This window comes from Acidovorax sp. NO-1, from assembly GCF_000238595.1.
Taxonomy (GTDB): Bacteria; Pseudomonadota; Gammaproteobacteria; order Burkholderiales; family Burkholderiaceae_C; genus Acidovorax.
On sequence record NZ_AGTS01000055.1, the window covers coordinates 21,590 to 47,266 of the forward strand.

The 25,677-nt window shown below is 64.9% G+C and carries 23 protein-coding genes and 2 pseudogenes; 14 read left to right on the top strand and 11 right to left on the bottom strand.

What is annotated here, in order from left to right; translation table 11 throughout:
* The first annotated feature begins 1 nt into the window (after position 1).
* The 4 genes from truB to KYG_RS06280 all read left to right on the top strand — a co-directional run bounded on the left by truB (position 2) and on the right by KYG_RS06280 (position 4,848).
* On the top strand, positions 2-994 hold the full coding sequence (gene truB, locus KYG_RS06265; protein WP_008904005.1) for a tRNA pseudouridine(55) synthase TruB: 993 nt from the start codon (positions 2-4) through the stop codon (positions 992-994).
* On the top strand, positions 991-2,817 hold the full coding sequence (gene typA, locus KYG_RS06270) for a translational GTPase TypA (RefSeq protein WP_008904006.1): 1,827 nt from the start codon (positions 991-993) through the stop codon (positions 2,815-2,817). Before truB ends, typA begins: the two co-directional genes overlap by 4 nt.
* 64 nt (positions 2,818-2,881) lie before the next feature.
* Positions 2,882-3,757 (top strand): DMT family transporter, encoded by an 876-nt coding sequence (locus KYG_RS06275; protein WP_034693423.1) that lies wholly within the window; start codon positions 2,882-2,884, stop codon positions 3,755-3,757.
* Positions 3,754-4,848: an enoyl-CoA hydratase/isomerase family protein gene (locus KYG_RS06280; protein WP_008904008.1), complete on the top strand. Its 1,095-nt coding sequence runs from the start codon at positions 3,754-3,756 to the stop codon at positions 4,846-4,848. Before KYG_RS06275 ends, KYG_RS06280 begins: the two co-directional genes overlap by 4 nt.
* A 241-nt stretch (positions 4,849-5,089) precedes the next feature.
* Here the strand turns inward: KYG_RS06280 and smpB are convergent, their stop codons facing one another.
* Positions 5,090-5,563, bottom strand: a complete 474-nt coding sequence (gene smpB / locus KYG_RS06285) for an SsrA-binding protein SmpB (RefSeq protein WP_008904009.1) — start codon at positions 5,561-5,563, stop codon at positions 5,090-5,092.
* A gap of 121 nt (positions 5,564-5,684) precedes the next feature.
* On the opposite strand from smpB, the gene KYG_RS06290 reads away from it, so the two are divergent.
* Positions 5,685-6,125 (top strand): type II toxin-antitoxin system RatA family toxin, encoded by a 441-nt coding sequence (locus KYG_RS06290; protein ID WP_008904010.1) that lies wholly within the window; start codon positions 5,685-5,687, stop codon positions 6,123-6,125.
* Positions 6,118-6,474 (top strand): RnfH family protein, encoded by a 357-nt coding sequence (locus KYG_RS06295; RefSeq protein WP_008904011.1) that lies wholly within the window; start codon positions 6,118-6,120, stop codon positions 6,472-6,474. Before KYG_RS06290 ends, KYG_RS06295 begins: the two co-directional genes overlap by 8 nt.
* A gap of 28 nt (positions 6,475-6,502) precedes the next feature.
* On the opposite strand, the gene KYG_RS06300 is transcribed toward KYG_RS06295, so the two are convergent.
* Positions 6,503-7,042 carry a DUF4124 domain-containing protein gene (locus KYG_RS06300; RefSeq protein WP_008904012.1) on the bottom strand — a complete coding sequence of 180 codons (540 nt, stop codon included), beginning with the start codon at positions 7,040-7,042 and terminating at the stop codon, positions 6,503-6,505.
* A 270-nt stretch (positions 7,043-7,312) separates the two neighbouring features.
* Between KYG_RS06300 and guaB the strand changes: the two genes are divergently transcribed.
* The 3 genes from guaB (at position 7,313) to KYG_RS06315 (ending at position 11,616) form a co-directional block, all read left to right on the top strand.
* Positions 7,313-8,788, top strand: coding sequence for an IMP dehydrogenase (guaB, locus tag KYG_RS06305; protein ID WP_008904013.1), 1,476 nt, complete (start codon positions 7,313-7,315; stop codon positions 8,786-8,788).
* Between the two features lie 77 nt (positions 8,789-8,865).
* Complete coding sequence (gene guaA, locus KYG_RS06310; RefSeq protein WP_008904014.1) at positions 8,866-10,503, top strand: glutamine-hydrolyzing GMP synthase; 1,638 nt, start codon at positions 8,866-8,868, stop codon at positions 10,501-10,503.
* A 42-nt stretch (positions 10,504-10,545) separates the two neighbouring features.
* Positions 10,546-11,616, top strand: coding sequence for a DUF6352 family protein (locus tag KYG_RS06315; RefSeq protein ID WP_008904015.1), 1,071 nt, complete (start codon positions 10,546-10,548; stop codon positions 11,614-11,616).
* A gap of 99 nt (positions 11,617-11,715) precedes the next feature.
* Here KYG_RS06315 and putA read toward each other — a convergent pair.
* Positions 11,716-15,572, bottom strand: a pseudogene (gene putA / locus KYG_RS23230) (trifunctional transcriptional regulator/proline dehydrogenase/L-glutamate gamma-semialdehyde dehydrogenase).
* Between the two features lie 27 nt (positions 15,573-15,599).
* On the opposite strand from putA, the gene KYG_RS06330 reads away from it, so the two are divergent.
* The 3 genes from KYG_RS06330 (at position 15,600) to rlmD (ending at position 17,991) form a co-directional block, all read left to right on the top strand.
* Complete coding sequence (locus KYG_RS06330) at positions 15,600-16,073, top strand: Lrp/AsnC ligand binding domain-containing protein (protein WP_008904018.1); 474 nt, start codon at positions 15,600-15,602, stop codon at positions 16,071-16,073.
* Positions 16,074-16,175: 102 nt separating this feature from the next.
* Complete coding sequence (locus tag KYG_RS06335; protein ID WP_008904019.1) at positions 16,176-16,469, top strand: hypothetical protein; 294 nt, start codon at positions 16,176-16,178, stop codon at positions 16,467-16,469.
* A gap of 61 nt (positions 16,470-16,530) precedes the next feature.
* Positions 16,531-17,991 carry a 23S rRNA (uracil(1939)-C(5))-methyltransferase RlmD gene (gene rlmD, locus KYG_RS06340; protein ID WP_008904020.1) on the top strand — a complete coding sequence of 487 codons (1,461 nt, stop codon included), beginning with the start codon at positions 16,531-16,533 and terminating at the stop codon, positions 17,989-17,991.
* An 80-nt stretch (positions 17,992-18,071) separates the two neighbouring features.
* Here rlmD and KYG_RS06345 read toward each other — a convergent pair whose 3' ends face one another.
* Positions 18,072-18,446: a hypothetical protein gene (locus KYG_RS06345; protein ID WP_008904021.1), complete on the bottom strand. Its 375-nt coding sequence runs from the start codon at positions 18,444-18,446 to the stop codon at positions 18,072-18,074.
* A gap of 112 nt (positions 18,447-18,558) precedes the next feature.
* On the bottom strand, positions 18,559-19,254 hold the full coding sequence (locus KYG_RS06350; RefSeq protein ID WP_008904022.1) for a Bax inhibitor-1/YccA family protein: 696 nt from the start codon (positions 19,252-19,254) through the stop codon (positions 18,559-18,561).
* A gap of 236 nt (positions 19,255-19,490) precedes the next feature.
* Between KYG_RS06350 and KYG_RS06355 the strand changes: the two genes are divergently transcribed.
* A complete protein-coding gene (locus KYG_RS06355; RefSeq protein ID WP_008904023.1) occupies positions 19,491-19,898 on the top strand; it encodes a heme-binding protein in 408 nt (135 codons plus the stop codon).
* Positions 19,899-20,169: 271 nt separating this feature from the next.
* Here KYG_RS06355 and hemP read toward each other — a convergent pair whose 3' ends face one another.
* Positions 20,170-20,394: a hemin uptake protein HemP gene (gene hemP, locus KYG_RS06360; protein WP_008904024.1), complete on the bottom strand. Its 225-nt coding sequence runs from the start codon at positions 20,392-20,394 to the stop codon at positions 20,170-20,172.
* Between the two features lie 505 nt (positions 20,395-20,899).
* Here hemP and KYG_RS06365 point away from each other — a divergent pair.
* Positions 20,900-21,952 (top strand): DMT family transporter, encoded by a 1,053-nt coding sequence (locus KYG_RS06365; RefSeq protein WP_034693430.1) that lies wholly within the window; start codon positions 20,900-20,902, stop codon positions 21,950-21,952.
* A gap of 172 nt (positions 21,953-22,124) precedes the next feature.
* On the opposite strand, the gene KYG_RS06370 is transcribed toward KYG_RS06365, so the two are convergent.
* From KYG_RS06370 to KYG_RS06390, 5 genes and pseudogenes are all read right to left on the bottom strand, one after another.
* Entirely contained in the window at positions 22,125-22,535 is a 411-nt protein-coding gene (locus tag KYG_RS06370) for a biopolymer transporter ExbD (RefSeq protein ID WP_008904027.1), read from the bottom strand.
* Between the two features lie 3 nt (positions 22,536-22,538).
* Positions 22,539-23,258, bottom strand: a complete 720-nt coding sequence (locus KYG_RS06375; RefSeq protein WP_008904028.1) for a MotA/TolQ/ExbB proton channel family protein — start codon at positions 23,256-23,258, stop codon at positions 22,539-22,541.
* Between the two features lie 37 nt (positions 23,259-23,295).
* Positions 23,296-24,005 (bottom strand): annotated as a pseudogene (locus KYG_RS06380) (energy transducer TonB).
* Between the two features lie 98 nt (positions 24,006-24,103).
* On the bottom strand, positions 24,104-24,376 hold the full coding sequence (locus KYG_RS06385) for a bacterioferritin-associated ferredoxin (protein ID WP_034693432.1): 273 nt from the start codon (positions 24,374-24,376) through the stop codon (positions 24,104-24,106).
* 165 nt (positions 24,377-24,541) lie between these two features.
* Positions 24,542-25,660, bottom strand: coding sequence for an alpha-hydroxy acid oxidase (locus KYG_RS06390; protein ID WP_008904031.1), 1,119 nt, complete (start codon positions 25,658-25,660; stop codon positions 24,542-24,544).
* Between the last annotated feature and the right edge of the window lie 17 nt (positions 25,661-25,677).

Sequence of the window (25,677 nt, forward strand, 5' to 3'; positions counted from 1 at the left end):
TATGCACGCGCCACGCACCAGGGTGCAGCGGCGCCCTGTGCATGGGGTGTTGCTGCTGGATAAACCGCTCGGCCTGTCGAGCAATGACGCGTTGCAAAAGGCGAAATGGCTGCTGCGCGCCGAGAAAGCGGGCCACACGGGCACGCTGGACCCGCTCGCCACAGGCGTGTTGCCGCTGTGTTTCGGCGCCGCCACCAAATTCAGCCAGCTGCAGCTGGACGCTCCAAAGACCTATGAGGCAATCGCCCTGCTGGGCACCACCACCACCACTGGCGATGCCGAAGGTGATGTGGTGCAGCGCTGTGATGTGGACCCTGCGCAGCTCACGCCCGAGCGCCTCGCCGCAGTTCAGCAGCAGTTCACCGGCCCCATTCGCCAGGTGCCGCCCATGCACAGCGCGCTCAAGAAAGATGGCAAGGCGTTGTACGAATACGCACGGGCCGGTGTCACCGTAGAGCGCGAGGCGCGCGACGTGGTCATTCATGCATTAAAACTGACCTTGACGCAGACGGATAAAGCGCAAACAGCTATCAAAATAATAGTGACCTGCAGCAAAGGCACCTACATCCGCACGCTGGGCGAAGACATCGGCGCGGCGCTCGGTTGCGGCGCGCACCTGACGTTCCTGCGCCGCATCGATACCGGTGGCATTGGCGTGGAGCGCTGCGTGACACTGGCCCAGCTGGAGGCCATGCCCGAGGCGGAGCGCCTGGCCAGCCTGGAGGCGCCCGAGTCCCTGCTGGCCCACCACGTGCGTGTCACGCTGGACAGTGAAAATGCAGCCCGATTCCTGTCGGGCGTGCGTCGCCGTGGCAACTGGCCCGATGCCAGTGCCGTGGCGGTGTTTGGCGAGAACCCACCGGCGTTGCTGGGGGTGGGCCACATCGTGGGCGGGGAGCTGGTGCCGGACAGGCTCCTGAGTCCGCTGGAAATTCAACAAATTTTGGAAGGCATGCCGCACCCTCAAGCCAGCGGCACATTGGAAAAACTATGACGACGAAACAAATCCGCAATATCGCGATCATTGCCCACGTTGACCACGGCAAAACCACCATGGTCGACCAGCTGCTGCGCCAGTCCGGCACCTTTGCCGACCACGAGAAGGTCGTGGACACCGTGATGGACAACAACGCGATTGAAAAAGAGCGTGGGATCACCATCCTGGCCAAGAACTGTGCCGTGAGTTGGAAGGGTACGCACATCAACATCGTGGACACCCCCGGCCACGCGGACTTCGGCGGCGAAGTGGAACGTGCGCTGTCCATGGTGGACAGCGTGGTGCTGCTGATCGATGCGCAAGAAGGCCCTATGCCCCAGACGCGTTTCGTGACCAAGAAGGCACTGGCCCTGGGCCTGCGCCCCATCCTGGTGGTGAACAAGGTGGACAAGCCCGGTGCCAACCCCGACAAGGTGGTGAACGCCGCGTTCGACCTGTTCGACAAGCTCGGTGCTACCGATGAGCAGCTCGACTTCCCCGTCGTGTACGCCTCGGGCATCAACGGCTGGTCGTCGCTGGAAGAAGGCGCGCCCGGTGAGCAGTGGGGCCCCGACATGTCGGCCCTGTTCGATACCATCCTCTCGCACGTTCCGCCCAACACGGGCGATGCCAATGCGCCGCTGCAGCTGCAGATCTCTGCGCTGGACTTCTCCAGCTTCGTGGGCCGCATCGGCGTGGGCCGCATCAGCCAGGGCACCCTGAAGCCCATGCAGGACGTGATCGTCATGGAAGGCCCTGATGGCAAGGCCGTGAAGGGCCGTGTGAACCAGGTGCTGACCTTCCAGGGTCTCGATCGCATGCAGACCCCCTTGGCGGGCCCTGGCGACATCGTGCTGATCAACGGCATTGAAGACATCGGTATCGGCGTGACCGTGACCGACCCCGCCAACCCCGCGCCGCTGCCCATGTTGAAGGTGGATGAGCCCACGCTGACCATGAACTTCTGCGTGAACACCAGCCCGCTGGCCGGCCGCGAAGGCAAGTTCGTGACCAGCCGCCAGATCTGGGACCGCCTGCAAAAGGAACTGCAGCACAACGTGGCCCTGCGTGTGAACGAAACCGACGAAGAAGGCATCTTCGAAGTGATGGGCCGTGGTGAACTGCACCTGACCATCCTCTTGGAAAACATGCGCCGCGAAGGTTACGAGCTGGCCGTGTCCAAGCCCCGCGTGGTGTTCAAGGACATCGACGGTGTCAAGCACGAGCCTATCGAGCTGGTGACAGCCGACATCGAAGAAGGCCACCAGGGCGGCGTGATGCAGGCCCTGGGCGAGCGCAAGGGCGAGCTGGTGAACATGGAGTCCGACGGCCGTGGCCGCGTTCGCCTGGAGTACCGCATCCCGGCCCGTGGCCTGATCGGTTTCACCAACGAATTCCTGAACCTGACGCGTGGGTCCGGCCTCATCAGCAACATCTTCGACAGCTACGAGCCGCACAAGGGCGAGATCGGTGGCCGCAAGAACGGCGTGCTGATCTCCATGGACGACGGTGAAATCTTCACCTATGCCCTGGGCAAGCTGGACGACCGTGGCCGCATGTTCGTGAAGGCCAACGACCCCGTGTACGAAGGCATGATCGTGGGCATCCACAGCCGCGACAACGATCTGGTGGTGAACGCCACGCGTACCAAGCAGCTGACCAACTTCCGCGTCTCCGGCAAGGAAGACGCGATCAAGATCACGCCCCCGATCGACCTCACGCTGGAATACGGCGTGGAATTCATCGAGGACGACGAACTGGTCGAAATCACGCCCAAGTCGATCCGCCTGCGCAAGCGCCATCTGACCGAAAACGAGCGCAAGCGCGCTTCGCGGTCCTGATGGGCTGAGCGTTTGCCAAAAGGGCCACTGCCATGCAGTGGCCTTTTTTCCGCCCGTCGCAGCTATGCCAAAACTCACCCACTCCCGTGCCGTTTTTCTGATGGTGGCCGTGACCCTGATGTGGTCCATCGCCGGTGTGGTCACGCGCCATCTTGAACATGCGCGCAGCTTTGAAGTCACCTTCTGGCGCAGCTTCTTCACCCTGGTGGCGCTGCTCATCATCCTGCCGACCTTGCAGGGCAGGGCGGTGTTCACGTCGATGCGCCACAGCGGGCGCGCCTTGTGGATTTCTGGCGTGTGCTGGAGCGTCATGTTCACCGCCTTCATGGTGGCCATCATGCTCATGCCGGTCGCCAATGTGCTGGTGACCATGGCCGTGGGGCCGCTGCTGACCGCGCTGTTTGCCCGTGTGTTCATCGGCCACCATATTGCACCGCGCACGTGGGTGGCGATTGCGGTGGCTGGCCTCGGTATTGCGTGGATGTATGGCTCGCAGATGGCAGGCCTGCCCATCGTTGGCACGCTGGTTGCCTTGTGTGTTCCGGTGGCCGCGGCCATCAACTGGACGGTGGTGCAGCATTCGCAGCGCCATGGCCACGCGGTGGACCTGGTGCCCGCCGTGCTGGTGGGGGCGGTGATCTCGGTGGTGGCCACGCTGCCGGTGGCTCTGCCTTTTCAGGCGTCATGGCACGACCTGGGCCTGCTGGCGCTGCTGGGCGTGGTGCAATTGGCCATACCGTGCGTGCTGGCCGTGCGCTGCGGGCGCGTGCTCAAGGCACCCGAGATGGCGCTGCTCGGGCTGCTCGAAGTAATCTTTGGCATCTTGCTGGCATGGCTGGGCGCGGGCGAACGACCCGCCGCTGCCGTGCTGACGGGGGGCGCACTGGTGATCGGTGCGCTGGTTTTCAATGAACTGTTGGGTTGGAAGGAACAGAAATGACGGAGACGGTGGTGTCGGAAGTACTGAGTGAAGTGCGTGGCCAGGTAGGCTTCATCACGTTGAATCGCCCGCGTGCGCTCAATGCGTTGTCGCTCGGCATGGTGCGGGACCTGATGGGCATCCTGCTGGCCTGGCAGGACGATGCGCGGGTGCTGGCCGTGGCCATCCGCGGCAGCAACAAGGAAGGTCCGTTTGGCGCCTTCTGCGCAGGCGGTGACATCCGCTTCCTGCACCAGGCAGGCAGCACGGGCAATCCGCAGCTCGAAGATTTCTTTACCGAGGAATACGCGCTCAACCACCTGATCCACAACTATCCCAAGCCCTACATTGCCTTCATGGACGGCATCGTCATGGGCGGCGGCATGGGTATCAGCCAGGGTGGCAGCCTGCGCATCGTGACCGAGCGCACCAAGATGGCCATGCCGGAGACGGCCATCGGCCTGTTCCCGGATGTGGGCGGCGGCTACTTTCTCTCGCGCTGCCCCGGCCGGGTGGGCGAGTGGCTGGCCTTGACGGGGGACACCATCGGCGCCGCAGACGCCATTGCCTTCAAGCTTGCCGACGGCTTCCTGGCCGCAGACCAGCAGGCCGCGGTGTGGGACGCCCTGGGCGCACAAACCTTTGCAGACGGCGCCGCGGCGCAGCAATGGGTTGCTTCAAAATTTGTAGCTGCTGGCGCTTGTTCTATAAGCGCTGGAGGCCAAATTGACCAATATTTTTCTCTCGATGATGTGCCGGCCATCGTGAAAGCGCTGGAAGGCGCGGACAGCGATTGGGCCCGTACCACCGCCGCCACGCTGCGCAAGCGCTCGCCGCTGATGCTGCATGTGGTGCTGGAGCAGATCCGCCGCGCACGCGGCATGGACCTGGCCGACGACCTGCGCATGGAGCGCGACATGGTGCGGCACTGCTTTTACCTGCGGCCCGGCCAGAGTGAGACGGTGGAAGGCATCCGTGCGCTGGCGGTGGACAAGGACCACCAGCCGAAGTGGAGCCCCGATCGCATCGAGGATGTGAACCCGGCGCTGGTGCAGGACTTCTTCAAGAGCCCTTGGCCGGCGCATGCGCACCCGCTGGGCCACCTCAACTGACTGGGGCGTGCCCTGGTCGTGCCGAGTCCTCAGAGCGTGTTCACGATCCATTGCAAGATCGTGAGCAGGCTCAAAGCGGCGCGTCAGGGGCTCAGCTCCGGGTACACCACCGTATGACGCTGTAGTCGCCACTGGGCGCCTTGCTGGCCCTGAGCGGTGGCTCGTTGGTGGCACAGGGGCCGCGCTGCACACCAACTGCCGCTACCTGCAGCATCGCGGTTGCCTCAGCGGGCTAGCTGGGTTACCTGTTCCTGCTTTTCATGGCGCGCTCCACCTCGCGCTTGCCTTCCCGGTCCTTGATGGTGTCGCGCTTGTCATGCTCGGCCTTGCCCTTGGCCAGGGCGATCTCGCATTTCACAAAGCCGTTCTTCCAGTGCAGGTTCAGCGGCACCAGCGTGTAGCCCTTTTGCTCGACCTTGCCGATCAGGCGTTTGATGTCGTCCTTCTTGAGCAGCAGCTTCTTGGTGCGCGCCGATTCAGGATTGACGTGGGTGGAGGCCGTCTTGAGTGGATGGATGAGGCAGCCCAGCAGGTACAACTCGCCGTCGCGGATCAGCACGTAACCGTCCGTCAGTTGCACCTTGCCCTCGCGCAAGGCCTTGACCTCCCAGCCGTGCAGCACCATGCCCGCCTCGTGGCGTTCTTCAAAGAAATAATTGAAAGCCGCTTTCTTGTTGTCGGCGATGCGGGACGCTGAATCGGGTTTTTTGGCCATGGGGATGTAGATGCGGCACAAACCGGGAGTTAAAAGGCCTCCCTACAATGCGCAGTGCCGCTGGCTGTGATTCTAGTTTCCTCCTGCCAGCGCACATTGGCCCCAGCACTGCAACGTCTGCATGAAAACCGTTCACAAGTCCGTCCTCATCTGGTACAGCCCCGAAGAAATGTTTTCCCTGGTGACCGGGGTGGAGCAATACCCGCAGTTTCTGCCATGGTGCGACCACGCGGGCGTGCTGGAGCGCAGCGACGAGGGCATGACCGCCGAAGTGGGCATCGCATTCAGCGGCATCCGCCAGACCTTCGTAACACGCAACACGCACGAACCCGGAAGGCGCGTGCAGATGCACCTTGTCAAAGGCCCGTTTTCGCGCCTCGATGGGGACTGGCACTTCCACCCCGTGGGGGATGGCTCGCAGCGCGCCTGCAAGGTGGAGCTGCTGCTGAACTACGGTTTTGACAGCGCTGCGTTGGCGACGCTTGTGGGCCCCGTGTTTGACCGTATCGCGGGCAGCATGGTGGATGCATTTGTCAAGCGGGCAGAGCAGGTATATGGCTGACCGCGTGGCCGGCGCGTGCGTTCGGGTCACGGTGGTGGTGTGTGTGGCCCCGAGGCAGACGCAGGAATGGGAGCTGGAGCTCCCTGTGGGTGCCACGGCGGGTGACGCGCTGCGCGCATGTGGCGCAGATCGGCTGGCGGGGCTGCAGGGCGGCGGTGCACCGCTGCTGGGAATCTGGGGCCGGAGCGTGGGGGTGGATGCACCGCTTCAGGATCTGGACCGTGTAGAGATCTACCGGCCGCTGAAGGTAGACCCCAAAGTCGCCCGACGCGAGCGCTTTGCGCGCCAGGGTGCCCGTACCACCGGCTTGTTTGCGCGCCAGAGGCCCGGGGGCAAGTCCGGCTACTGACCCTGCCGACGGGGCGGGCAGCAACCTGTCAGCGTTTGCAGTCGGCCGCGATGATCCCGTCAATGCGGCGGGCTTCGGCGGCGCGTCCTGCTTCATCGAGAAACACGCGCTCACCCTGGGCATTGGACTGGGTGATGGGCCGACCGGAGTCAAATGCTGCCTTTGCCTGCCGCGCACGGGCACAGTTGTCAGCCTTGGCTTTGGCCAGTTTTTCTTCCTCGGCCTTCTGCTTGGCAGCTTCGGCGGCTTCAGCTTGGGCTTTCTTCTCTTCCAGGGCATTGTCTTTGCCACTGCCAGGAGCGCTTGCAGCCACCCTGGGCGCCGAAGCGGGTTGTGCGGTTGCGGCTGCCTGCGCACCGTCTGCGGGCTGCACAGCGGCGGGCGCCGGAGCCGCGCGCGGTACGCCGCCGCCGGGTTGTTTGAGGATGCTCTTGTCCGGGATTTCCTGTGGGGGAGGGCGGTCACTGAAGACCTTGCGGCCGTCCTTGTCGATCCACTGCCATTGCGCCGCCGCGCCCATGGCCCAGGTGCAGGCCACGGCCAGCAGGAGAAGCTTGTGCATTTTCATGCGGACAAGTTTATCCATGTGACTCCCCCCCGCCAGTGCGTTACCGACGGGAGGGCGCGTTTTCGCCACATCTGGCGGATGTGGGACGTGGAATCGCCGGCGAAATCGACCACAGCGGCACCTTTCTGCCGGCTTTTTGCCCCGCAGCTGCGGCTACGGGGCTGCAACCCCGGCGAAAACCGCGATCGCTGAGATCGGTTGTCGCTTTCGGCACTCCCGACCCGGCAGGCTCCTTTGCCGCGGGTACAATCCGTTTTTTGGAGCTTTCTCATGCGCCTTCTTGGAAAAGCGCTCACCTTCGACGATGTGTTGCTGGTGCCAGCGTACTCCCAGGTCCTGCCCAAGGACACGTCCCTCGCGACGAAACTCTCCCGCAATATCCAACTGAACCTGCCGCTGGTGTCCGCCGCCATGGACACCGTGACCGAGGCGCGCCTGGCCATTGCCATTGCCCAGGAGGGCGGCATCGGCATCGTGCACAAGAACCTCACCCCGCAAGAGCAGGCCGCCCATGTGGCCAAGGTCAAGCGGTATGAGTCGGGCGTGCTGCGCGACCCGGTGGTCATCACCCCCGAGCACACGGTGCTGCAGGTGCTGCAACTGTCCGAGCAACTGGGCATTTCGGGCTTCCCGGTGTGCGATGGTGGCAAGGTGGTCGGTATCGTCACGGGCCGCGATCTGCGCTTCGAGACCCGCTATGACGTCAAGGTCCACCAGATCATGACGCCGCGAGAAAAGCTCATCACCGTCAACGAGAAGGACCACACCACGCCGGCCGAGGCCAAGGCGCTGCTCAACAAGCACAAGCTTGAGCGCATCATGGTGGTGAACGACGCCTTTGAGCTCAAGGGCCTGATCACGGTGAAGGACATCACCAAGCAGACCAGCTTCCCCAACGCTGCACGCGACCCTTCGGGCCGCCTGCGCGTGGGCGCGGCGGTGGGCGTGGGCGAGGGCACCGAAGAGCGTGTCGAGGCCCTGGTCAAGGCCGGCGTCGATGCCATCGTGGTGGACACCGCACACGGCCACAGCAAGGGTGTGATCGAGCGCGTGCGCTGGGTCAAGCAGAACTATCCGCAGGTCGATGTGATTGGCGGCAATATCGCCACCGGCGCAGCCGCTCTGGCGCTGGTCGAGGCCGGGGCCGATGCCGTCAAGGTCGGCATCGGCCCTGGCTCCATCTGCACCACCCGCATCGTGGCGGGCGTGGGCGTGCCGCAGATCATGGCCATCGACAACGTGGCCACAGCACTGCGCGGCACCGGCGTGCCGCTGATTGCCGACGGTGGCGTGCGCTATAGCGGCGACATCGCCAAGGCGCTGGCCGCAGGCGCCAGCTCCATCATGATGGGCGGCATGTTTGCGGGCACCGAAGAGGCTCCCGGCGAAGTCATTTTGTTCCAGGGCCGCAGCTACAAGAGCTACCGCGGCATGGGCTCCATCGGCGCCATGCAGCAGGGCAGTGCCGACCGCTACTTCCAGGAGTCGAGCACCGGAAACCCCAATGCCGACAAACTGGTGCCCGAAGGCATCGAAGGCCGTGTGCCGTACAAGGGCTCGATGGTTTCCATCGTGTACCAGATGGCGGGCGGCGTGCGTGCGGCCATGGGTTACTGCGGCTGCGCCAGCATCGAAGAGATGAACAACAAGGCCGAGTTCGTCGAGATCACCACCGCCGGCATCCGCGAAAGCCATGTGCACGACGTGCAGATCACCAAGGAAGCGCCCAACTACCGCGCTGACTGATTGTCCGATGCTATTGTTTTGATAGCCCCTGGCGCTTGCCCATTAAGCGCCAGGGGCTGATTTCATTCTAAATCGCCATGCAACACCAGAAAATCCTCATTCTCGACTTCGGTTCGCAAGTCACCCAGCTCATCGCCCGCCGCGTGCGCGAGGCCCATGTGTATTGCGAAGTGCACCCGTGCGACGTGAGCGACGAGTGGGTGCGTGACTACGCCAAGGATGGCTCGCTCAAGGGTGTGATCCTTTCGGGCAGCCACGCCAGCGTGTACGAGGTGGACGACAAAGCGCCGGACGCCGTGTTCTCGCTGGGTGTGCCCGTGCTGGGCATTTGCTACGGTATGCAGACCATGGCCCAGCAGCTGGGCGGGAAGGTCGAGGCGGGTCATACCCGCGAGTTTGGTTATGCCGAGGTTCGTGCACGCAGCCATACGGCGCTGCTCAAAGATATCGCCGACTTCACCACACCCGAAGGCCACGGCATGCTCAAAGTGTGGATGAGCCACGGTGACAAGGTCACAGAAATGCCGCCAGGCTTCAAGCTCATGGCCAGCACGGACAGCTGCCCCATCGCGGGCATGGCCGACGAGGCGCGCCGCTTCTACGCCGTGCAGTTCCACCCCGAAGTCACGCACACCGTGCAAGGCAAGGCACTGCTCGAGCGCTTCGTGCTCGGCATCTGCGGCACCACGCCCGACTGGGTGATGCGCGACCACATTGCCGAGGCGGTGGAGCAGATCCGCCAGCAGGTGGGCGATGAAGAAGTGATTCTGGGCCTGTCGGGCGGCGTGGATTCGTCCGTGGCCGCAGCGCTGATCCACCGTGCCATCGGCGACCAGCTCACCTGCGTGTTCGTGGACCACGGCCTGCTGCGCCTGAACGAGGGCGACATGGTCATGGACATGTTCGTCGGCAAGCTGCACGCCAAGGTCATCCGCGTCGACGCCAGCGACCTGTTCCTGGGCAAGCTGGCGGGTGTCAGCGAGCCCGAGCAAAAGCGCAAGATCATCGGTGGCCTGTTCGTCGATGTGTTCAAGCAGGAAGCCGCCAAGCTCAAGGGCGAGGGGGCCAAGGGCGAGGCGGGAGGTCGCACCGTCAAAGGCGCGACGTGGCTGGCCCAGGGCACCATCTACCCCGACGTGATCGAATCGGGCGGCGCCAAGAGCAAAAAGGCCGTCACCATCAAGAGCCACCACAACGTCGGCGGCCTGCCCGAGCAGCTGGGCCTCAAGCTTTTGGAGCCCCTGCGCGACCTCTTCAAGGACGAAGTGCGCGAACTCGGCGTGGCTCTGGGCCTGCCGCCCGAGATGGTCTACCGCCACCCGTTCCCAGGCCCCGGCCTGGGCGTGCGCATCCTGGGCGAAGTGAAGAAGGAATACGCAGACCTGCTGCGCCGCGCCGACGCGATCTTCATCGAAGAATTGCGCAACTTCGTGGATGAAGCCACCGGCAAGACCTGGTACGACCTCACCAGCCAGGCCTTCACCGTCTTCCTGCCCGTCAAGAGCGTGGGCGTGATGGGCGACGGCCGCACCTACGACTACGTGGTGGCCCTGCGCGCCGTGCAGACCAGCGATTTCATGACCGCCGACTGGGCCGAGCTGCCCTACGCCCTGCTCAAGAAGGTGTCGGGCCGCATCATCAACGAAGTGCGTGGCATCAACCGCGTGACCTACGACGTGAGCAGCAAGCCGCCTGCGACCATCGAGTGGGAGTGATCCCTCCCTTTGCGCAGATCACCACCTCCTGATATCTCTGCTATGACGTTTGGGACTGATTTCTGGCTCCATTGCGGCTTTCGCACGCTGGTGCGCACTGAACGCGGGTGGCTGATCCCTACCGGTGACTACTTTGTACAGGTGCTGGCCCGCCCCGAGCTGGCGCTGGTACCCGAGTCATGCGCCGCAGAAATCGCCCTGCACGAATCGTTGGCGGCGCAGCCCTTGCGGGCTGTTTCAGCCAGTGAGCTGGCCGCTGTGCAGGACGACGACGCCCGCGAGAACTACGCGGTGTTTCTGCGCTTTCGCGATGCGCTGCAAACCGCCGGCACGCTAGAGGCCTACTACCTTCAACTCATGCGCAGTGGGGTGGTGAACGTTCCTGCCGTGTTCATCGACGCCGTGGTGCAGGCGCTGCTGCGCAACCTGCTGGACAACTGCAACGACGCCTTCGAAGCCCGCGCCGCCGAAATGCTGTTTCGGCCGCAGCGCATCACCCTGCAAGACGGGCAAATGCTGGCGGGCGACCGGGCGACGCTCGACATGCTCAATGAGACCGCGGGCCTGGGTGAGGTGGGGCGGTTGCTGCTGCAAAGCGGCGCACTGCAGCCCACGGCGCAGGTCAAGGTGCTGTCGGCCGACAATGCGGCGCAATATTGGCAGGAGAGCGACCGCCACCACTTTCTGCTCGACCTGACCCATGAGCTGACGCAGGACCTGAGCCATGGGTTGACCTTCAAGATGACCCGCGCCCGCTCGGGCCTCAAGGCGCTGGCGCGGGTGCTGGAGCGCTGGGTCGCCCACTTGCTGGGCGTGCAAGTGCAGATCGAGCCTGTGCACCAGGTCACCGACAGCGCGTGGCGCTGGCATGTGGGGCTGGATGTGGAGTCCACTGCCATCCTGAATGATCTGTACCAGGACCGGCCGGTGGAGGCCGAGCGCATGCAGCGTCTGGTGAGCCTGTTCACGCTGACTTTTGCCAACCCGGCCGAGATGCGCGTCGATGTGGCGGGCAAGCCGGTGTACCTGGGGCTCGCCACCAATGCTGATGGCGTGGTGCGCATCAAGCCGCAGAACCTGTTGCTCAATCTGCCGCTGGCATCGGCATCTTGATTGCTATTGAATCAATAGCATATAGCGCTTGATGAATAAGCGCTAGCGGCCAATTTGATTCAAATTCTTCACGATGACTGGCCGTCCGGTGCTGGACGCTCATCCAATCGTCATCAGGCTCGCGTTTCCACCAGCAGCTGCCGTGTTCACACTGAGCGCACGCTCGATCAGCAGGCGCTCCAGCGGAATGTCGGTGGCGCCGGGCTGCAGCGCGGTCACGCCCACGATGGGCCCGGCGCGGCGGGCGAGGGCGGTGCACACCGCCTGCAGCGATGGGGCGTCGCCATGGTGCAACACGGCGTCCAGCGCGAGCGTGCCATCGTTCAGTGTGTTGTCCTGCAGCAGGATTTGCGCTTGCACCAGCGTGGGCAATGGCGTGCGCAGTTGGGCCTGGGCGTTGGGCCACAGGGCCGTGCCACCGGTGGCGAGCACGGCGGCCGTCTGCACCAGCAGGTCGTCCGCGCTCTGCGCGAGGCACAGCACGCGGGCACGTGGGGCCAAGGTGTACACATTGCGCTCGCCCGTCGGGCCGGGCAGGGTGCGGGCGGTGCCGCTTTGGGTTTGTTGGGCAAAGCGCTGGCAGGTGGCCGCCAGCGCGGCGTTGCCTTGGAGTTGGGCCCATTGCTCCAGCGTGGTCAGCGGTGCCAGCAGGCGCTCGCGCCGCTCGGTGTCGGGCGGACTGGTGCGGTCAGCCTCGGCAAAGGTGCGCGCCAGCGCATCGGCCGGGCGCTGCGACACCAGGCGCAGCAGGTACAGCGGCCCGCCTGCCTTGGGCCCCGTGCCCGACAGGCCCTCGCCGCCAAACGGCTGCACGCCCACCACGGCACCGACCATGTTGCGGTTGACGTACACGTTGCCAGCGTGGGCCCGGTTCACCACACGGGCAATGGTTTCGTCGATGCGGGTGTGCACGCCTTGCGTCAGGCCGTAGCCGGTGGCGTTGATCTGGTCGAGCAACTGGTCCAGGTCGTTGCGGGCGTAGCGCACCAGGTGCAGCACAGGGCCGAAGACTTCGCGTTGCAGCTCGCCGATGTGGTTCAGCTCGATCAGCGTGGGGGGCACAAAAGTGCCTTGGCTGGTCGCGGTCGCAAGGTGCTGCGGGTGCTGGAACACCCTATGGCCTTGGGCCTTGAAGTTCTCGATGTGTTGGGTGATGCCCGCTTGTGCTTCGGCGTCGATCACCGGGCCCACGTCCACGCGCAGCTCGCCAGGGTTGCCCACGCGCAGTTCACCCATGGCACCTTGCAGCATCTCCACCACGCGGTCCGCGGCATCTTCCTGCACGCACAACACGCGCAGCGCCGAGCAGCGCTGTCCTGCGCTGTCAAAGGCGGACGACACCGCATCGCCCACCACCTGCTCGACCAAGGCGGACGAGTCCACGATCATTGCGTTCTGCCCGCCGGTTTCAGCAATCAGCGGGATGGGACGGCCTGCAGCGTCCAGCCGCCCGGCCACGGTGCGTTGCAGTATGCGCGCCACTTCGGTGGAGCCAGTGAACATCACGCCCATCACGCGGGCGTCACCGATCAGGCGCGCGCCCACGGTCTCACCCTGGCCGGGCAGCAGTTGCATCGCCGCACGGGGCACACCGGCTTGCCACAGCAGGCGCACGGCCTCGGCGGCGATCAGCGGGGTTTGCTCTGCCGGCTTGGCCAGCACGGGGTTGCCAGCGGCCAGCGCGGCCGCCACCTGGCCCATGAAGATGGCGAGCGGGAAGTTCCAGGGGCTGATGCAGGCCACTGGGCCCAGCGGGATGTGGGTGGCGTTGTCGAAGGTGCTTTGCACCTGGGCTGCGTAGTAGCGCAGGAAGTCCACGGCTTCGCGCACTTCGGCGATGGCGTTGCTGGCGCTCTTGCCTGCTTCGCGCATCAGCAGGCCCATGAGGGGCTGGATGCGCTCCTCCAGCAAGTCGGCCGTGCGCAGCAGCGCGGCAGCACGCTCGGCGGGCGGTGTGGCCGCCCAGGGGGCTGCGGCGGCCTCGGCATGGGCCAGGGCCTGGTCCACGTCGGCAGTGGTGGCCTCTTGCACCTGGCCCACCACGTCGCTGTGGTTGGCGGGGTTGCGCACAGGCTGGGTCGAGCCTGCAGGGGCATCGGTGCCCAGCAGCGGGGCAGCAGTCCAGGCATGGGCGGCCGTGGCTTGCAGGGCGGCGGCCAGTTCGGTCAGCGTGTTTTCGTTCGACAGATCCAGCCCGCGCGAGTTGGCGCGGTGCGCGCCATACAGCCCCTGGGGTGTGGCAATGCGGGGTGGGGCAGGCCAGCGGCACCTTCTGCAGCGGCTTGCTGGTCCACCACCAACACGGGGCTCTTCACCAGCTCATCCAAAGGAATGGTTTCATCGGCAATGCGGTTCACGAACGAGGTGTTGGCGCCGTTCTCCAGCAGGCGGCGCACCAGGTAGGCCAGCAGCGTCTCATGCGTGCCCACGGGGGCGTAGATGCGGCAGGGGCGGCCGAGCTTGCCCGCGGTGATGGCACCTACCACCTGCTCATACAGCGGCTCGCCCATGCCGTGCAGGCACTGGAACTCGTACTGCCCGGCGTAGTAGTTGCTCCCTGCCAGTTGGTAAATGGTGGCCACCGTCTCGGCGTTGTGCGTGGCGAACTGGGGGTATACGGCCTCGGGCGCGGCCAGCAGCTTGCGTGCGCAGGCGATGTACGAGATGTCGGTGTGCACCTTGCGGGTGTAGACGGGGTAGTCCTCCAGGCCATCGACCTGGGCTCGCTTGATCTCGCTGTCCCAGTACGCGCCCTTGACCAAGCGCACCATCAGCCGGCGCTGGGTGCGGCGGGCCAAGTCCACCACGCAGTCGATGACGAACGGGCAGCGCTTTTGGTAGGCCTGGATGACGAAACCAATGCCGTTCCAGCCCGCCAGGGTGGGCTCGTGGCACAGGCGTTCCAGCAGGTCCAGCGACAGCTCCAGCCGGTCGGTTTCTTCGGCGTCGATGTTCAGGCCAATGTCGTACTGCTTGGCCAGCGCGGTCAGGCGCAACACCAGCGGGTACAGCTCATCCATCACACGGCCAAACTGTGCGCGGCTGTAGCGCGGGTGCAGGGCCGAGAGCTTGATGGAGATGCCCGGCCCTTCATAGATGCCGCGTCCGGCAGAGGCCTTGCCGATGGCGTGGATGGCTTGCTCATACGACGCGTAGTAGCGCTGGGCGTCTTCGCTGGTCAGCGCGGCCTCGCCCAGCATGTCGTACGAATAGCGAAAGCCCTCGGCTTCCATGGTGCGGGCGTTGCGCAGGGCTTCGTCAATGGTTTCGCCGGTCACAAACTGCTCGCCCATCATGCGCATCGCCATGTCCACGCCCTTGCGGATCAGGGGCTCGCCGCCTTTGCCGATCAGGCGGCTGAGCGAGTTGCCTAAGCTGCCTTCGCTGTGTGTGGCCACCAGCTTGCCGGTGATGAGCAGGCCCCAGGTGGCGGCGTTGACGAAGAGCGACGGGCTCTTGCCCAGGTGGGCATCCCACTGGCCGTGGCTGATCTTGTCGCGGATCAGCGCATCGCGTGTGGCCTTGTCGGGGATGCGCAGCAGCGCCTCGGCCAGGCACATCAGCGCCACGCCTTCTTGCGACGACAGCGAAAACTCCTGCAGCAGCCCCTGCACGATGCCCGCGCGCCCGGCGCTGGCCTTGCGTTCGCGCAGTGCTTTGGCAATGCGCAGGGCCAGTTGCTGGGCCGACGCCGCATGGTCAGCAGGCAGGCGGGCCTGGGCCAGCAGCGGGGCCAGGGCTTCGGGTTCGGGGCGGCGGGTGGCGGCGGTGATGGCGGCGCGCAGCGGGTTGTTCAGCGGTGTGCGGGGTGCGAAGTCTGCAAACGGGGCGGAGGGCTGGGTATTGGGCTGCGTCATGGCGGTGTCTTTCGGTGGATTTGTGGGCCAAAAGCCTGTTTGGCATGTTGATGGCAATGATCCTTGCACTGATGCTAAATAAATGTTCGAAAATTGCATCTGACGCCGAATTAATGACTATCAAAAATGCAAGCAGATCCCGATATCGACCGAATTGACCGCAAGATCCTGTCAATCCTGCAGGAAGACGGCCGCATTGCCAACCTCAAGCTGGCCGAGGCGGTGGCTCTGTCGCCCACGGCCGTGCTGGCGCGCGTGCAGCGCCTCACACGCGACGGCTTCATCCTGGGCTACGAGGCGCGCCTGAACCCCCTGAAGCTGGGCGCCGGCATGCTGGTGTTTGTGGAGGTGCTGCTCGACCGCACCACGCCCAACGTGTTCGACCAGTTCAAGGCCGCCGTGCAGGTGCACCCCGAGATCATGGAATGCCACATGGTGGCGGGCGGGTTCGACTACCTGCTCAAGACCCGCTCCGCCGACATGAACGCCTACCGCGTGTTCGCGGGCAATGTGCTGTGGCAGTTGCCCGGCGTGCGCGAGACCCGCACCTATGCGGTGATGGAGGAGGTCAAGCACACCAACCACTTGTATCTGCGCTGAGGGGGCAAACGGTCTGGCGGCCTGAAAGCCACAGCCGCATTGGCTCGCTGGGCATAAGCCCGCATAATTGCTTGCAAAATTGCCCGATTGAGGAGAACACCCATGAACGCCATTCCCTTTGCTGCCGCTGCCCTGGTGGCGCTTTTCAGCCAATCGGCTGCAGCCTCGTGCTACGTTGTGTACGGGCCCGACAAGGACATCGTGTACCGCGCTCCTGAGCCGCCAATCGACATGTCCTACCAGATCCACGAAACCCTGCCGCTGGTGGCGCCCGGCGCCACACTGGTGTTCAGTCCTGACAACTACGGCTGCGACCAGACCATCAACAAGCTGCCGCTGGCGTCCGCGCAACGCGGCCTGCGCGGCGGCCGTCCGGCCCGCGCCGACCGGGGCTGACGCCTTCCCCGCCCCACCAAGCCCCCGGTCAGCGCGGCCCCGGGCCTGAGACAATCGGGGGATGAGTGAACCCAAAGAACTGTCCCCCGCGTTTGAGCCGACCGCGTTAGACGCCTCCGACCTGCCTGCCGACTGGCTGCAGGTGCAATCCCTGAACCTCGACGCGCAAGGCGTCGCCCGCAAGCCCGACGGCAAGGTCATCTTCATCGAGGGTGCGCTGCCCTTCGAGCTGGTCACCGCCAACACCCACCGCAAGAAGAACAACTGGGAGCAGGCCAGCCTGACGGCCATCCACCGCGAATCCTCGCAGCGGGTGCGCCCTGGCTGCCCGCACTTCGGCCTGCACGCCGGTGCCTGCGGTGGCTGCAAGATGCAGCACCTGCATGTGGGCGCCCAGGTGGCCGTCAAGCAGCGGGTGCTGGAAGACAACCTCTGGCACCTGGGCAAGGTCAAGGCCCAGACCATGCTGCGGCCCATCGAGGGGCCGTCCTGGGGCTACCGCTACCGCGCCCGGCTGTCGGTGCGCCATGTGATCAAGAAGGGCCAGGTGTTGATCGGATTTCATGAGCGCAAGAGCCGCTATGTGGCCGACATGGAGCAGTGCCCCGTGCTGCCGCCCCATGTGGATGCCATGCTCATGCCCTTGCGCGCGCTGATTGCCGGCATGGATGCACGCGACACCTGTCCGCAGATTGAACTGGCCTGCGGCGACACCGTGACCGCACTGGTGCTGCGCCACCTGGAGCCGCTGAGCACCGGTGACATCGCCCGGCTGCGGGCCTTTGCGGCGGAGCACCATGTGCAGTGGTGGCTGCAGCCCAAGGGGCCCGACACCGTGAAGCTGCTGGACGAGGGCGGCGAGCAGCTGTCGTATGCGCTGCCGGATTTCGGCATCACCATGCCGTTCAAGCCCACCGATTTCACGCAGGTGAACCCGCACATCAACCGCGTGCTGGTGTCGCGCGCGCTGCGCCTGCTGGACGTGCAGCCACACGAACGCGTGATCGACTGGTTCTGCGGCCTGGGCAACTTCACGCTGCCACTGGCCACGCAGGCGCGCGAGGTGCTGGGTATCGAGGGCAGCGAGGCCCTGGTGGCCCGTTCGCGCGAAAACTATGCATCAAATCAGGCTGCAGCGCCCGACCATAAAGCGCTGGCAGCTACTGATTTTGTAGCGAGAAACCTGTTCGACATGACGCCGGAGATGCTGGTCGCTGACGGGTCTGCCGAGAAGTGGCTGGTCGACCCACCGCGCGAAGGTGCGTTTGCGCTGGCCAAGGCCTTGGCGGACATCGAGCAGGCCCGCATCGGTGCCGAAGGCGCAGGCCCGCTGCCTGCCGGTGCCGAGGGCTGGACGCCGCCCAAGCGCATTGTGTATGTGAGCTGCAACCCCGCCACCCTGGCACGGGATGCTGGGCTGCTGGTGCACCTGGCGGGTTACCAGTGCACGGCAGCAGGCATGGTGAACATGTTCCCGCACACGGCGCATGTGGAGAGCATGGCGGTGTTTGACCGGGTGTGAGCGTGGTTGGCCGGTGATCCGGTCACCCGCCGCGGGCTTGCAGCCTTGCGGCACTGCTGGGGGCCGGGGTGGGCACCGCGTCAGCTGCGGTTGCGGCTGGATGCCGGCTCGCCTGTTTCGGTTTCGATGTCGGCGGGCTTTTCAGCGCTTTCGGGTTTTTCGACCTTGCCCAGCACCGACGGCGTGCCCTGGATGTTGTTCTCGCGCATGTAGGCGTCCATGTCCTTCCAGCCCGCAAACACCTGGGCCTTGGGGGCCTTGGGGTTCAGGGTGTAGCAGTCTTCCAGGCCCCGCAATGCGTGGCGGCAGGCGCCACCAATGGCCTTGGCCTCTTCCTCACGCTGGGCCACGCGCGGGTCGGGCCCGAGCCCGGGAATCTTGTCGCAGGCGGTCAGCAGCAGGATGCTGGAGAACGCCAGCAGCCGCAGTGCGGTGGAGGGAATTTTGGGATACATGTACTTGCATTATCGGCACGCTCTCCGCCGTATTGAGGCTTGACCCTGCAAGGCGCCTAGAAAAAAGGCTCCCGAGGGAGCCTTTTTGACTTGAGGGTACCAACTGCACTGCTTACTCGCGCTCGCCACCCATGATGCCCAGCAGCGCCAGCAGGCTCTGGAACACGTTAAAGATGCTCAGGTACAAGCCCAGCGTGGCGCTGATGTAGTTGGTTTCACCGCCATCCAGAATGCGCTTGAGGTCGTACAGCATGAAGGCGCTGAAGATGCCGATGGCCGCCACCGAAATCGCCATCATGCCGGCCGTGGAGCCCACGAACACGTTGACGACGGCGCCCACCATGAGCACCAGTGCGCCCACCATCAGCCACTTGCCCATGCCCGACAGGTCGCGCTTGATCACGCTGGCGAGGCTGGCCATCACGAAAAACACGCCTGCGGTGCCGGCAAAGGCCGTCATGATCAGGTCGGTGCCGTTCTTGAAGCCCAGCACCATGCCGATCATGCGCGACAGCATCAGGCCCATGAAGAACGTGAAGGCCAGCAGCACGGGCACGCCGGCGGCCGAGCGCTTTGTCTTTTCGATGGCATACATGAAGCCAAACGCGCCCCCGAGGAACACGATCAGGCCCAGGCCGCCAGACAGCGAGCGCGTGATACCGGTGGCCACACCCACCCAGGCGCCCAGCACGGTGGGGATCATGCTCAGTGCGAGCAGCCAGTACGTATTGCGAAGCACCTTGTGGCGCTCTTCCTGCGAGATGCCATAGCCCGCAGAGTGGCCCAGGGTGGTGACTTGGTCGTTCATCATCTTGTGTCTCTCCTTGTTGGCCTGCACAGCGCAGACACAGCAAATTTTAGGTGGTGACGGTTTTCGGGCCTTCAATACCCGCATCCGGTTACCTACTTTTGGTAAGGGTTCTTTCACCCTGGGTGCGGGTGAAGGGGGCAAGGCATCCCGCTATGCTCCGGGTTCCTGCTGCGGGCCAGCCTCCGGCAACGCGCGTAATTCTGATTTCATTCCCCCATTTTTGGATTGCTCCCATGAAAACCAAGCACGAACTCGAACTGGCCGACGTCAAGGCCGTTGCCGCCGCCGCCGAAGCTGAAGCCCTCAAGAACAACTGGCCCGTGACCATCGCCATCGTGGACGATGGCGGCCACCTGCTGTGGCTGCAGCGCCTGGACGGTGCGGCGGCGGTGTCGTCGCACATTGCGCCCTCCAAGGCGCGTACGGCAGCCCTGGGCCGCCGTGAGAGCAAGGTGTACGAGGACGTGATCAACGGCGGCCGCACCTCCTTCCTGAGCGCGCCCACCATTGACGGCCTTCTCGAAGGCGGCGTGCCGATCATGAAGGACGGCCAGTGCCTGGGTGCGGTAGGTGTGAGCGGTGTGAAGTCCACCGAAGACGCGCAGATTGCCCGTGCGGGCATTGCTGCGCTGGGCCTTTGAGGGAGCCCTTCAGCGTCTGCGATGCTATTTAATTTATAGCTTCACGCGCTTGTTGGTAAAGCGCTGGAGCCTGAAAAAGCTTGCAATGCAAGCCCCTGCGCAAAAAACCGGCCATGGGCCGGTTTTTTGTTGTGTGGATGAAACCTGGGGCGAGGGCGTTCCGAAAAAAAAGCCTGGCTACGCGGGCGAACCCGTTGGCTGGCAAAAACGACCTTTCGGGCTTGTGGCAAGCCCTGGAGTCGCCCCACGATGAAACCTGGGTGCCAAGGATTTACTTGGTAAGGATGAGTTTGCCCAGCTTGGTGGCCTGCAGGCGGTACAGCGAGCCGTTGTGGCTGATGGCAACGGCCTTCTGGCCTTGCAGCAGCGCGCTGCTGTCTACAGCACCTGGTACGGCGTCGTTGGCCGCATGGGCCGTGCCGCTGTCTGCACGCGAGACGGGCAGATCGGATGGGACGTTACGCAGGAGCGAGGCGGAGGTCAGTGTGGCTTGCATTGAAAAGTGTTCCTGTTGCATTGCAGTGCGTTTTACTAATGATAACGATTCGCAATTACGAGTCAAGCAATTTCCGTGTTTCTTTTTTCTGTTTTGAAAACGGGATGCTGCGCCGCGCGCTTGGGGGCTGATCCATGCTGCGTTTGGCGCTCCCCGACATGTCTCCCATCGCCTTGTGGCGCTGCTGCAGCCGGGGTGCGGCCGGGGTGCAGCCACAAGCAAGGATCAAACAATTGCCGCTTCATGGCTCCAGGCCTGCGGCAGAGCCGTTGTGACGGGCTACCACGATCAGCGCCTGGCGATGCGGGTCAAGGCGCGTAAGCTTGATGTGTCCTCGGCCGCTGTCATGACCGGGAAAATCGAAACCGTGGACGGTTAAAAGGGCCAAGAATGCAAGCTGACCTTCAAGCACCTGGCAATTGCGGACGCCAGCAAATGGACGCTGTAAATGTTCTGCAGCTTGCCCGGCCACTTCATTGCCGCCAACTTCACAGGCCAGTGAGCCATGCGGCGTGATCTTTCCTCACCCGCGTTGCGGGGCGGCTTGCTTGCGCTGCTTTCCGCAGCCTTGTTCGGGTTGAGCACTCCGCTGGTGCAAGGTTTTGGCGTGGGCGTCGGGCCGTTCACCACCGCAGCGCTGTTGTATGGCGGCGCGGCATTGGTGGCTGCGTTCATGCGCCGCACATCCGCGCACGAGGCGCAACTGCGCCGGGGCGATTTCCCGCGCTTGCTTGCCATGGCTGGCATGGGCGCGGTGGTAGGCCCGGTGGCGCTGGCGTGGGGTCTGCAACGCACCAGCGGGTCCAGCGCGTCGTTGATGTTGACGCTGGAGGCGGTGTTCACTGCCGGCCTTGCGTGGCGCTGGTACGGTGAGACGCTGGACAGACGCGTTATTGCCGCTGTCACTCTCCTCCTGCTGGGCGGAGTCGTGCTCGTTCTTGAACAGGGCCTGCTCGGCCAGGTTCAACTGCTGGGACTGCTTGCAGTCACCGTGGCCACCATCGCATGGGGCGTCGACAACACGCTGTCGAGGGGGGTTGCGGACCGCGATCCGGGACAGGTGGTCATGGTGAAGGCGGTGCTTGGCACGCTGGCGACCGTGTTGATGGGTAGGGTGTGGGGCGAGCCTTTGCCCGGGGCCGGTGCCGCGTTGGCCTTGCTGGCCGTTGGGGCCACTGGCTACGGTCTGAGCCTGCGGTTTTACCTGCTTGCACAACGGGCGTTTGGAGCGGCACGCACGGGGTCAGTCTTTGCGTTTGCTCCGTTCATTGGCGCCGTGGGTGCGTTCGCGCTGGGCGACCGGTCAGGGTCATGGTTGATGGCAATGGGCGGGGCGTTCATGGTCGGTGGCGTGTTGCTGCACCTTGCCGAGCGACATGAGCACATGCACACCCACGAAGCCCTGGAGCATGAGCACGCCCACACCCACGATGACGATCACCACACGCACGCCCATGCCGAGATGCCCGTGGGCCCACACAGCCACCGCCACAGCCACGGTGTGGTGAGCCACTCCCACCCCCATGTGCCGGATGCACACCATCAGCATTCCCATTGATGCTGTGGGCGCTGCATTCACTTTTTCAAGCTCGCAAGGCGCAAGGCGGCGAGGCGCCCTTCAGCCCCGAAGGTAGAAGAGGAAGCCAAACCCCTGCGGCCCCCGGAACGTGGACTGCCCGGTCGGCGGGTGGCTGGCCGGGCCGGAACGAGGTCACCCCTTGCGACAAGAATCAGGGCGTTGGCTCCGTCACAAACCCGATCTTGCGCACCCCGGCGCGCTGCGCGGCTGCCATGGCCTGGGCCACGCGTTCGTAGCGCACTTCCTTGTCGCCGCGGATGTGCAGGTCGGGCTGGGGCTCCTTGGCGGCTTCGGCCTGCAGGCGGGGCAGCAGCTCTTCGTCGGTCAGCTGCAACTCGTTCCAGTAGTACTTGCCATCGGCCGCAACAGACAGGCGCACGGTCTCGGGCTTGATGAGCTCGGGCTGGTTGGTGGCGCGCGGCAAATCAACGTTGACCGAGTGTTTCATCACCGGCACGGTGATGATGAAGATGATGAGTAGTACCAGCATGACGTCCACCAGCGGCGTCATGTTGATCTCGTTCATCACCTCATCGGCATCGTCTTGGGTTCCAAAGGCCATGGCTTAGCTGCCTTTCTTCATGGGCAGCACCTTGCCCGGTTCACCCCCGGCGTTCACGCGGGCGCCGGTCACAAAGTAGGCGTGCAGGTCGTGCGCAAAGCTGTTGAGCCCGCCCAGAATGGACTTGTTGCCGCGCACCAGCGCGTTGTAGCCCAGCACCGCCGGGATGGCCACCGCCAGGCCCAGGGCCGTCATGATCAGCGCCTCGCCAATGGGGCCGGCCACCTTGTCGATGGTGGACTGGCCCGAGGTGCCGATGGCCAGCAGCGCATGGTAGATACCCCACACGGTGCCAAACAGGCCAATGAACGGCGCCGTGGAGCCCACCGATGCCAGGATGGCCAGGCCTGACTGCAGGCGGGCGGTGAATTCGTCAATGCAGTTGCGCAGGCAGCGCGTGACCCAGTCGCTCACGTCCAGGGCGTCGTGCAGGTGGGCCTTGGTGTTGCGGTGGTGGGCGGTGGCCTCGCGGCCTTCCAGGGCCAGGTGGCGGAAGGGGTTGGTCGGGTCCGGGCCCAGCTTGGTCAGGCCGGCCGCAAAGTCTTCGCTGTGCCAGAAGTCCTTGGCCGCGCGGGCGTGCTTCTTGAACCGGATGATGTCCAGCGCCTTGATGAGGATGACGATCCACGTGACCAGCGACATGGCCAGCAGCAGCACGGCGACTGCGCGGGTGACAAAGTCGCCCTGGATCCAGACGTTGGCGATGCCGAATTGCGATTCCATGAGAAAACTCCCTGTATGTTGGTATGCGTTGAATGCGTTATTCGAGAACGAAGTTGATGGGCACCAGGTTCCACATGGCTTCCGGCACACCGTTGCGCTTGCCAGGCACAAAGCGCCAGCGCATCACGGCATCCTGGGCCTGCCGGTCCAGCCGGTCGAAGCCGCTGGATGTGCTCACCTCCACCTTCTGCGGCAGGCCGTCGGTGCCAATCAGCACGCGCAGCACCACCTTGCCCTGTTCACCCATGCGTTTGCTGATGGCGGGGTAGCTGGGCCTGGGGTTGTTGAGGTAGGCCGCGTCGCTGGAGGGCAACTCGATCCGGGGTGGCGCCGCTGGCGCGGGTGGGGCAGGAGGCGCCGGCGCGGGGGACGGCGGTACTGCAGGGGCATCCGTGGGTGGCGCGGGGGGCTGGGGCGTGGCAATGCCCGTGGGGGCTGTGGGTGCCGGTGTGGGGTCGGCAACGGCCACAGGCATCGGCGCGGGGCGCGGTGCGACCCGGGGCGGCGCCTTGGGTGCCGGTGTGGGGGCGGGGGCGGCGCGGGGGGAGGTGGTGCCACCTTGGGCGGCGCGGGTGGCGCAATGAATTCGCTCAGCAGCTCCGCCGGCACGATGACCTCGGCAGCCTTGCGCACCAGGCCCGACTGCAGGGCCCAGATGCCGGCCACATGCAGCGCCACCACAGATCCCACGATCACGGCATTGCGGCTCACGCCCCCGGCGGGGGCAAAACGATCAGGGTGAGACATAAAAATGATAGCTGCCAGCGCTTGATGGATAAGCGCCAGAGGCCAAAAAGACCTAATTTATTTGCGAAAGACCCACCAGGCCGAGCCTGCGACGAGGATCAGGCTGCCTGCGAGTGTAGAGAGGAGTTCCATGACTTGCTTTCCAAAATGGAGCTGGCAAGCTGGATCGGTTGCGGCGCGGCCTCGTTGCGCAAGGCGGCCACAGGGGTCGATGCACTGCACTGCGCGACCACATCGCGGGCGCAGCTTTCGCAGCATCCGCATTGGGTGGCCACGCCCAGTTCGAACTGGATTTCGTCAAAGCTCATGCCTGCGCGTGCGTGGCGGGCAATCTCACGGTCCGAAATCCGGCGGCAAACACAGACGATCATGGCGGCAGGCAGTGTGGCTGGCTGTTGAAGGGATGTGTGATTATAAATACGAATCCGTCGCATTTGCAATAAACATTCCTTGCGTCATGGGAAAGGCTACCTGCCCTGGCTGCCGGGCGTCCATATCGCCGCTCACTCGCCGCTCAGTCGCCGCTCAGTCGCCGCTCAGTCGGGGCTCAGCAGGGCCTGGGTAGCATCGGCCAGGGTGGCACAGCCGGTGAGGGCCATGGCCACTTCCAGCTCGTCGCGCAGCAGTCGTAGCACATGGGCCACGCCCGTTGCCCCGGCATTGGCCAGGCCCCACACGGCGGGACGGCCTACCAGCACGGCCGATGCACCCAGCGCCATGGCCTTGAGCACGTCGGTGCCACGCCGGATGCCACCATCGACCAGCACGGGCACTGCGCCCCCCACGGCCTGCACTACGCGGGGCAGGGCGGTGGCCGTGGGCGGGGCGGTGTCGAGCGTGCGGCCGCCGTGGTTGGAGACGATCAGCCCTGCCGCGCCCGCGGCCACGGCCTGACGCGCATCGGCAGGGTGCAACACGCCTTTGAGCAGCACCGGCAGTGCCGTGATGGACTGCAGCCAGGCCACGTCGTCCCAGGTGGGGGCGTGGCGCAGCAGGCCGTCGAACAGTGCACTCTGGCCGGGGCGCAGGTCGGGCGGTGGGGGCGGGGGCAGGCCGGCCAGGTTGACCGGGCCTATACCCTGGGGCAACCGGAACCCCGCACGCTGCTCGCGGTCGCGCACGCCGCTGGCGGGCGCGTCCACCGTGAGCACCAGCGCTTCGTAGCCCGCCGCCTCGGCGCGCTGCACCAGCGCCTGCGTAAAGCCCCGGTCGTGCTGCAGGTAAAGCTGAAACCACAGGGGGCCCCGCCCCGGGTCGGGCAGCACGGCGCTGGCGATGGCTTCGAGCGACACGCTGGCCTGGGTGCTGAGCACCACCCCCGCGCCCAGCGCCGCCGCTGCGTAGGCCATGGCCAGCTCGCCATCCGGGTGCGCCAGGCGCTGGAAGGCGACCGGTGCGAGCAGGATGGGGTGGGCCAGCGTGCGCCCCAGCAGCTGCACCCGTGTGTGGCCGCCGGCCAGCGGCTGCAGCACGCGCGGCCACAGGGGCAGTGTGTCCCAGGCGCTGCGGTTGGCGTGCAGCGTGGTCTCGTTCGCCGCACCGCCGCTGAAGTAGGCCCAGGCGTTGTCGTCCAGATGCTGGCGCGCCTGCAGCTCGTGGTCGGCCAGGGTGACGATCTCCGGGGGGATGTTTTGCCGTGCGGGGGTGTGGGTCATTCAAGCGAAAAAAGCAC

Bases quoted from the DNA above. Each gene is read 5' to 3' on its own strand.
- KYG_RS06275 (WP_034693423.1), top strand. From the start codon at position 2,882: ATGCCAAAACTCACCCACTCCCGTGCCGTTTTTCTGATGGTGGCCGTG.
- KYG_RS06330 (WP_008904018.1), top strand. From the start codon at position 15,600: ATGCAAGCAGATCCCGATATCGACCGAATTGACCGCAAGATCCTGTCA.
- KYG_RS06355 (WP_008904023.1), top strand. From the start codon at position 19,491: ATGAAAACCAAGCACGAACTCGAACTGGCCGACGTCAAGGCCGTTGCC.
- KYG_RS06370 (WP_008904027.1), bottom strand. From the start codon at position 22,535: ATGGCCTTTGGAACCCAAGACGATGCCGATGAGGTGATGAACGAGATC.
- KYG_RS06280 (WP_008904008.1), top strand. From the start codon at position 3,754: ATGACGGAGACGGTGGTGTCGGAAGTACTGAGTGAAGTGCGTGGCCAG.
- hemP (WP_008904024.1), bottom strand. From the start codon at position 20,394: ATGCAAGCCACACTGACCTCCGCCTCGCTCCTGCGTAACGTCCCATCC.
- KYG_RS06335 (WP_008904019.1), top strand. From the start codon at position 16,176: ATGAACGCCATTCCCTTTGCTGCCGCTGCCCTGGTGGCGCTTTTCAGC.
- truB (WP_008904005.1), top strand. From the start codon at position 2: ATGCACGCGCCACGCACCAGGGTGCAGCGGCGCCCTGTGCATGGGGTG.
- KYG_RS06350 (WP_008904022.1), bottom strand. From the start codon at position 19,254: ATGAACGACCAAGTCACCACCCTGGGCCACTCTGCGGGCTATGGCATC.
- guaB (WP_008904013.1), top strand. From the start codon at position 7,313: ATGCGCCTTCTTGGAAAAGCGCTCACCTTCGACGATGTGTTGCTGGTG.
- KYG_RS06345 (WP_008904021.1), bottom strand. From the start codon at position 18,446: ATGTATCCCAAAATTCCCTCCACCGCACTGCGGCTGCTGGCGTTCTCC.
- smpB (WP_008904009.1), bottom strand. From the start codon at position 5,563: ATGGCCAAAAAACCCGATTCAGCGTCCCGCATCGCCGACAACAAGAAA.
- guaA (WP_008904014.1), top strand. From the start codon at position 8,866: ATGCAACACCAGAAAATCCTCATTCTCGACTTCGGTTCGCAAGTCACC.
- KYG_RS06315 (WP_008904015.1), top strand. From the start codon at position 10,546: ATGACGTTTGGGACTGATTTCTGGCTCCATTGCGGCTTTCGCACGCTG.
- KYG_RS06390 (WP_008904031.1), bottom strand. From the start codon at position 25,660: ATGACCCACACCCCCGCACGGCAAAACATCCCCCCGGAGATCGTCACC.
- KYG_RS06290 (WP_008904010.1), top strand. From the start codon at position 5,685: ATGAAAACCGTTCACAAGTCCGTCCTCATCTGGTACAGCCCCGAAGAA.
- typA (WP_008904006.1), top strand. From the start codon at position 991: ATGACGACGAAACAAATCCGCAATATCGCGATCATTGCCCACGTTGAC.
- KYG_RS06385 (WP_034693432.1), bottom strand. From the start codon at position 24,376: ATGATCGTCTGTGTTTGCCGCCGGATTTCGGACCGTGAGATTGCCCGC.
- KYG_RS06365 (WP_034693430.1), top strand. From the start codon at position 20,900: ATGCGGCGTGATCTTTCCTCACCCGCGTTGCGGGGCGGCTTGCTTGCG.
- KYG_RS06375 (WP_008904028.1), bottom strand. From the start codon at position 23,258: ATGGAATCGCAATTCGGCATCGCCAACGTCTGGATCCAGGGCGACTTT.
- KYG_RS06300 (WP_008904012.1), bottom strand. From the start codon at position 7,042: ATGAAAATGCACAAGCTTCTCCTGCTGGCCGTGGCCTGCACCTGGGCC.
- rlmD (WP_008904020.1), top strand. From the start codon at position 16,531: ATGAGTGAACCCAAAGAACTGTCCCCCGCGTTTGAGCCGACCGCGTTA.
- KYG_RS06295 (WP_008904011.1), top strand. From the start codon at position 6,118: ATGGCTGACCGCGTGGCCGGCGCGTGCGTTCGGGTCACGGTGGTGGTG.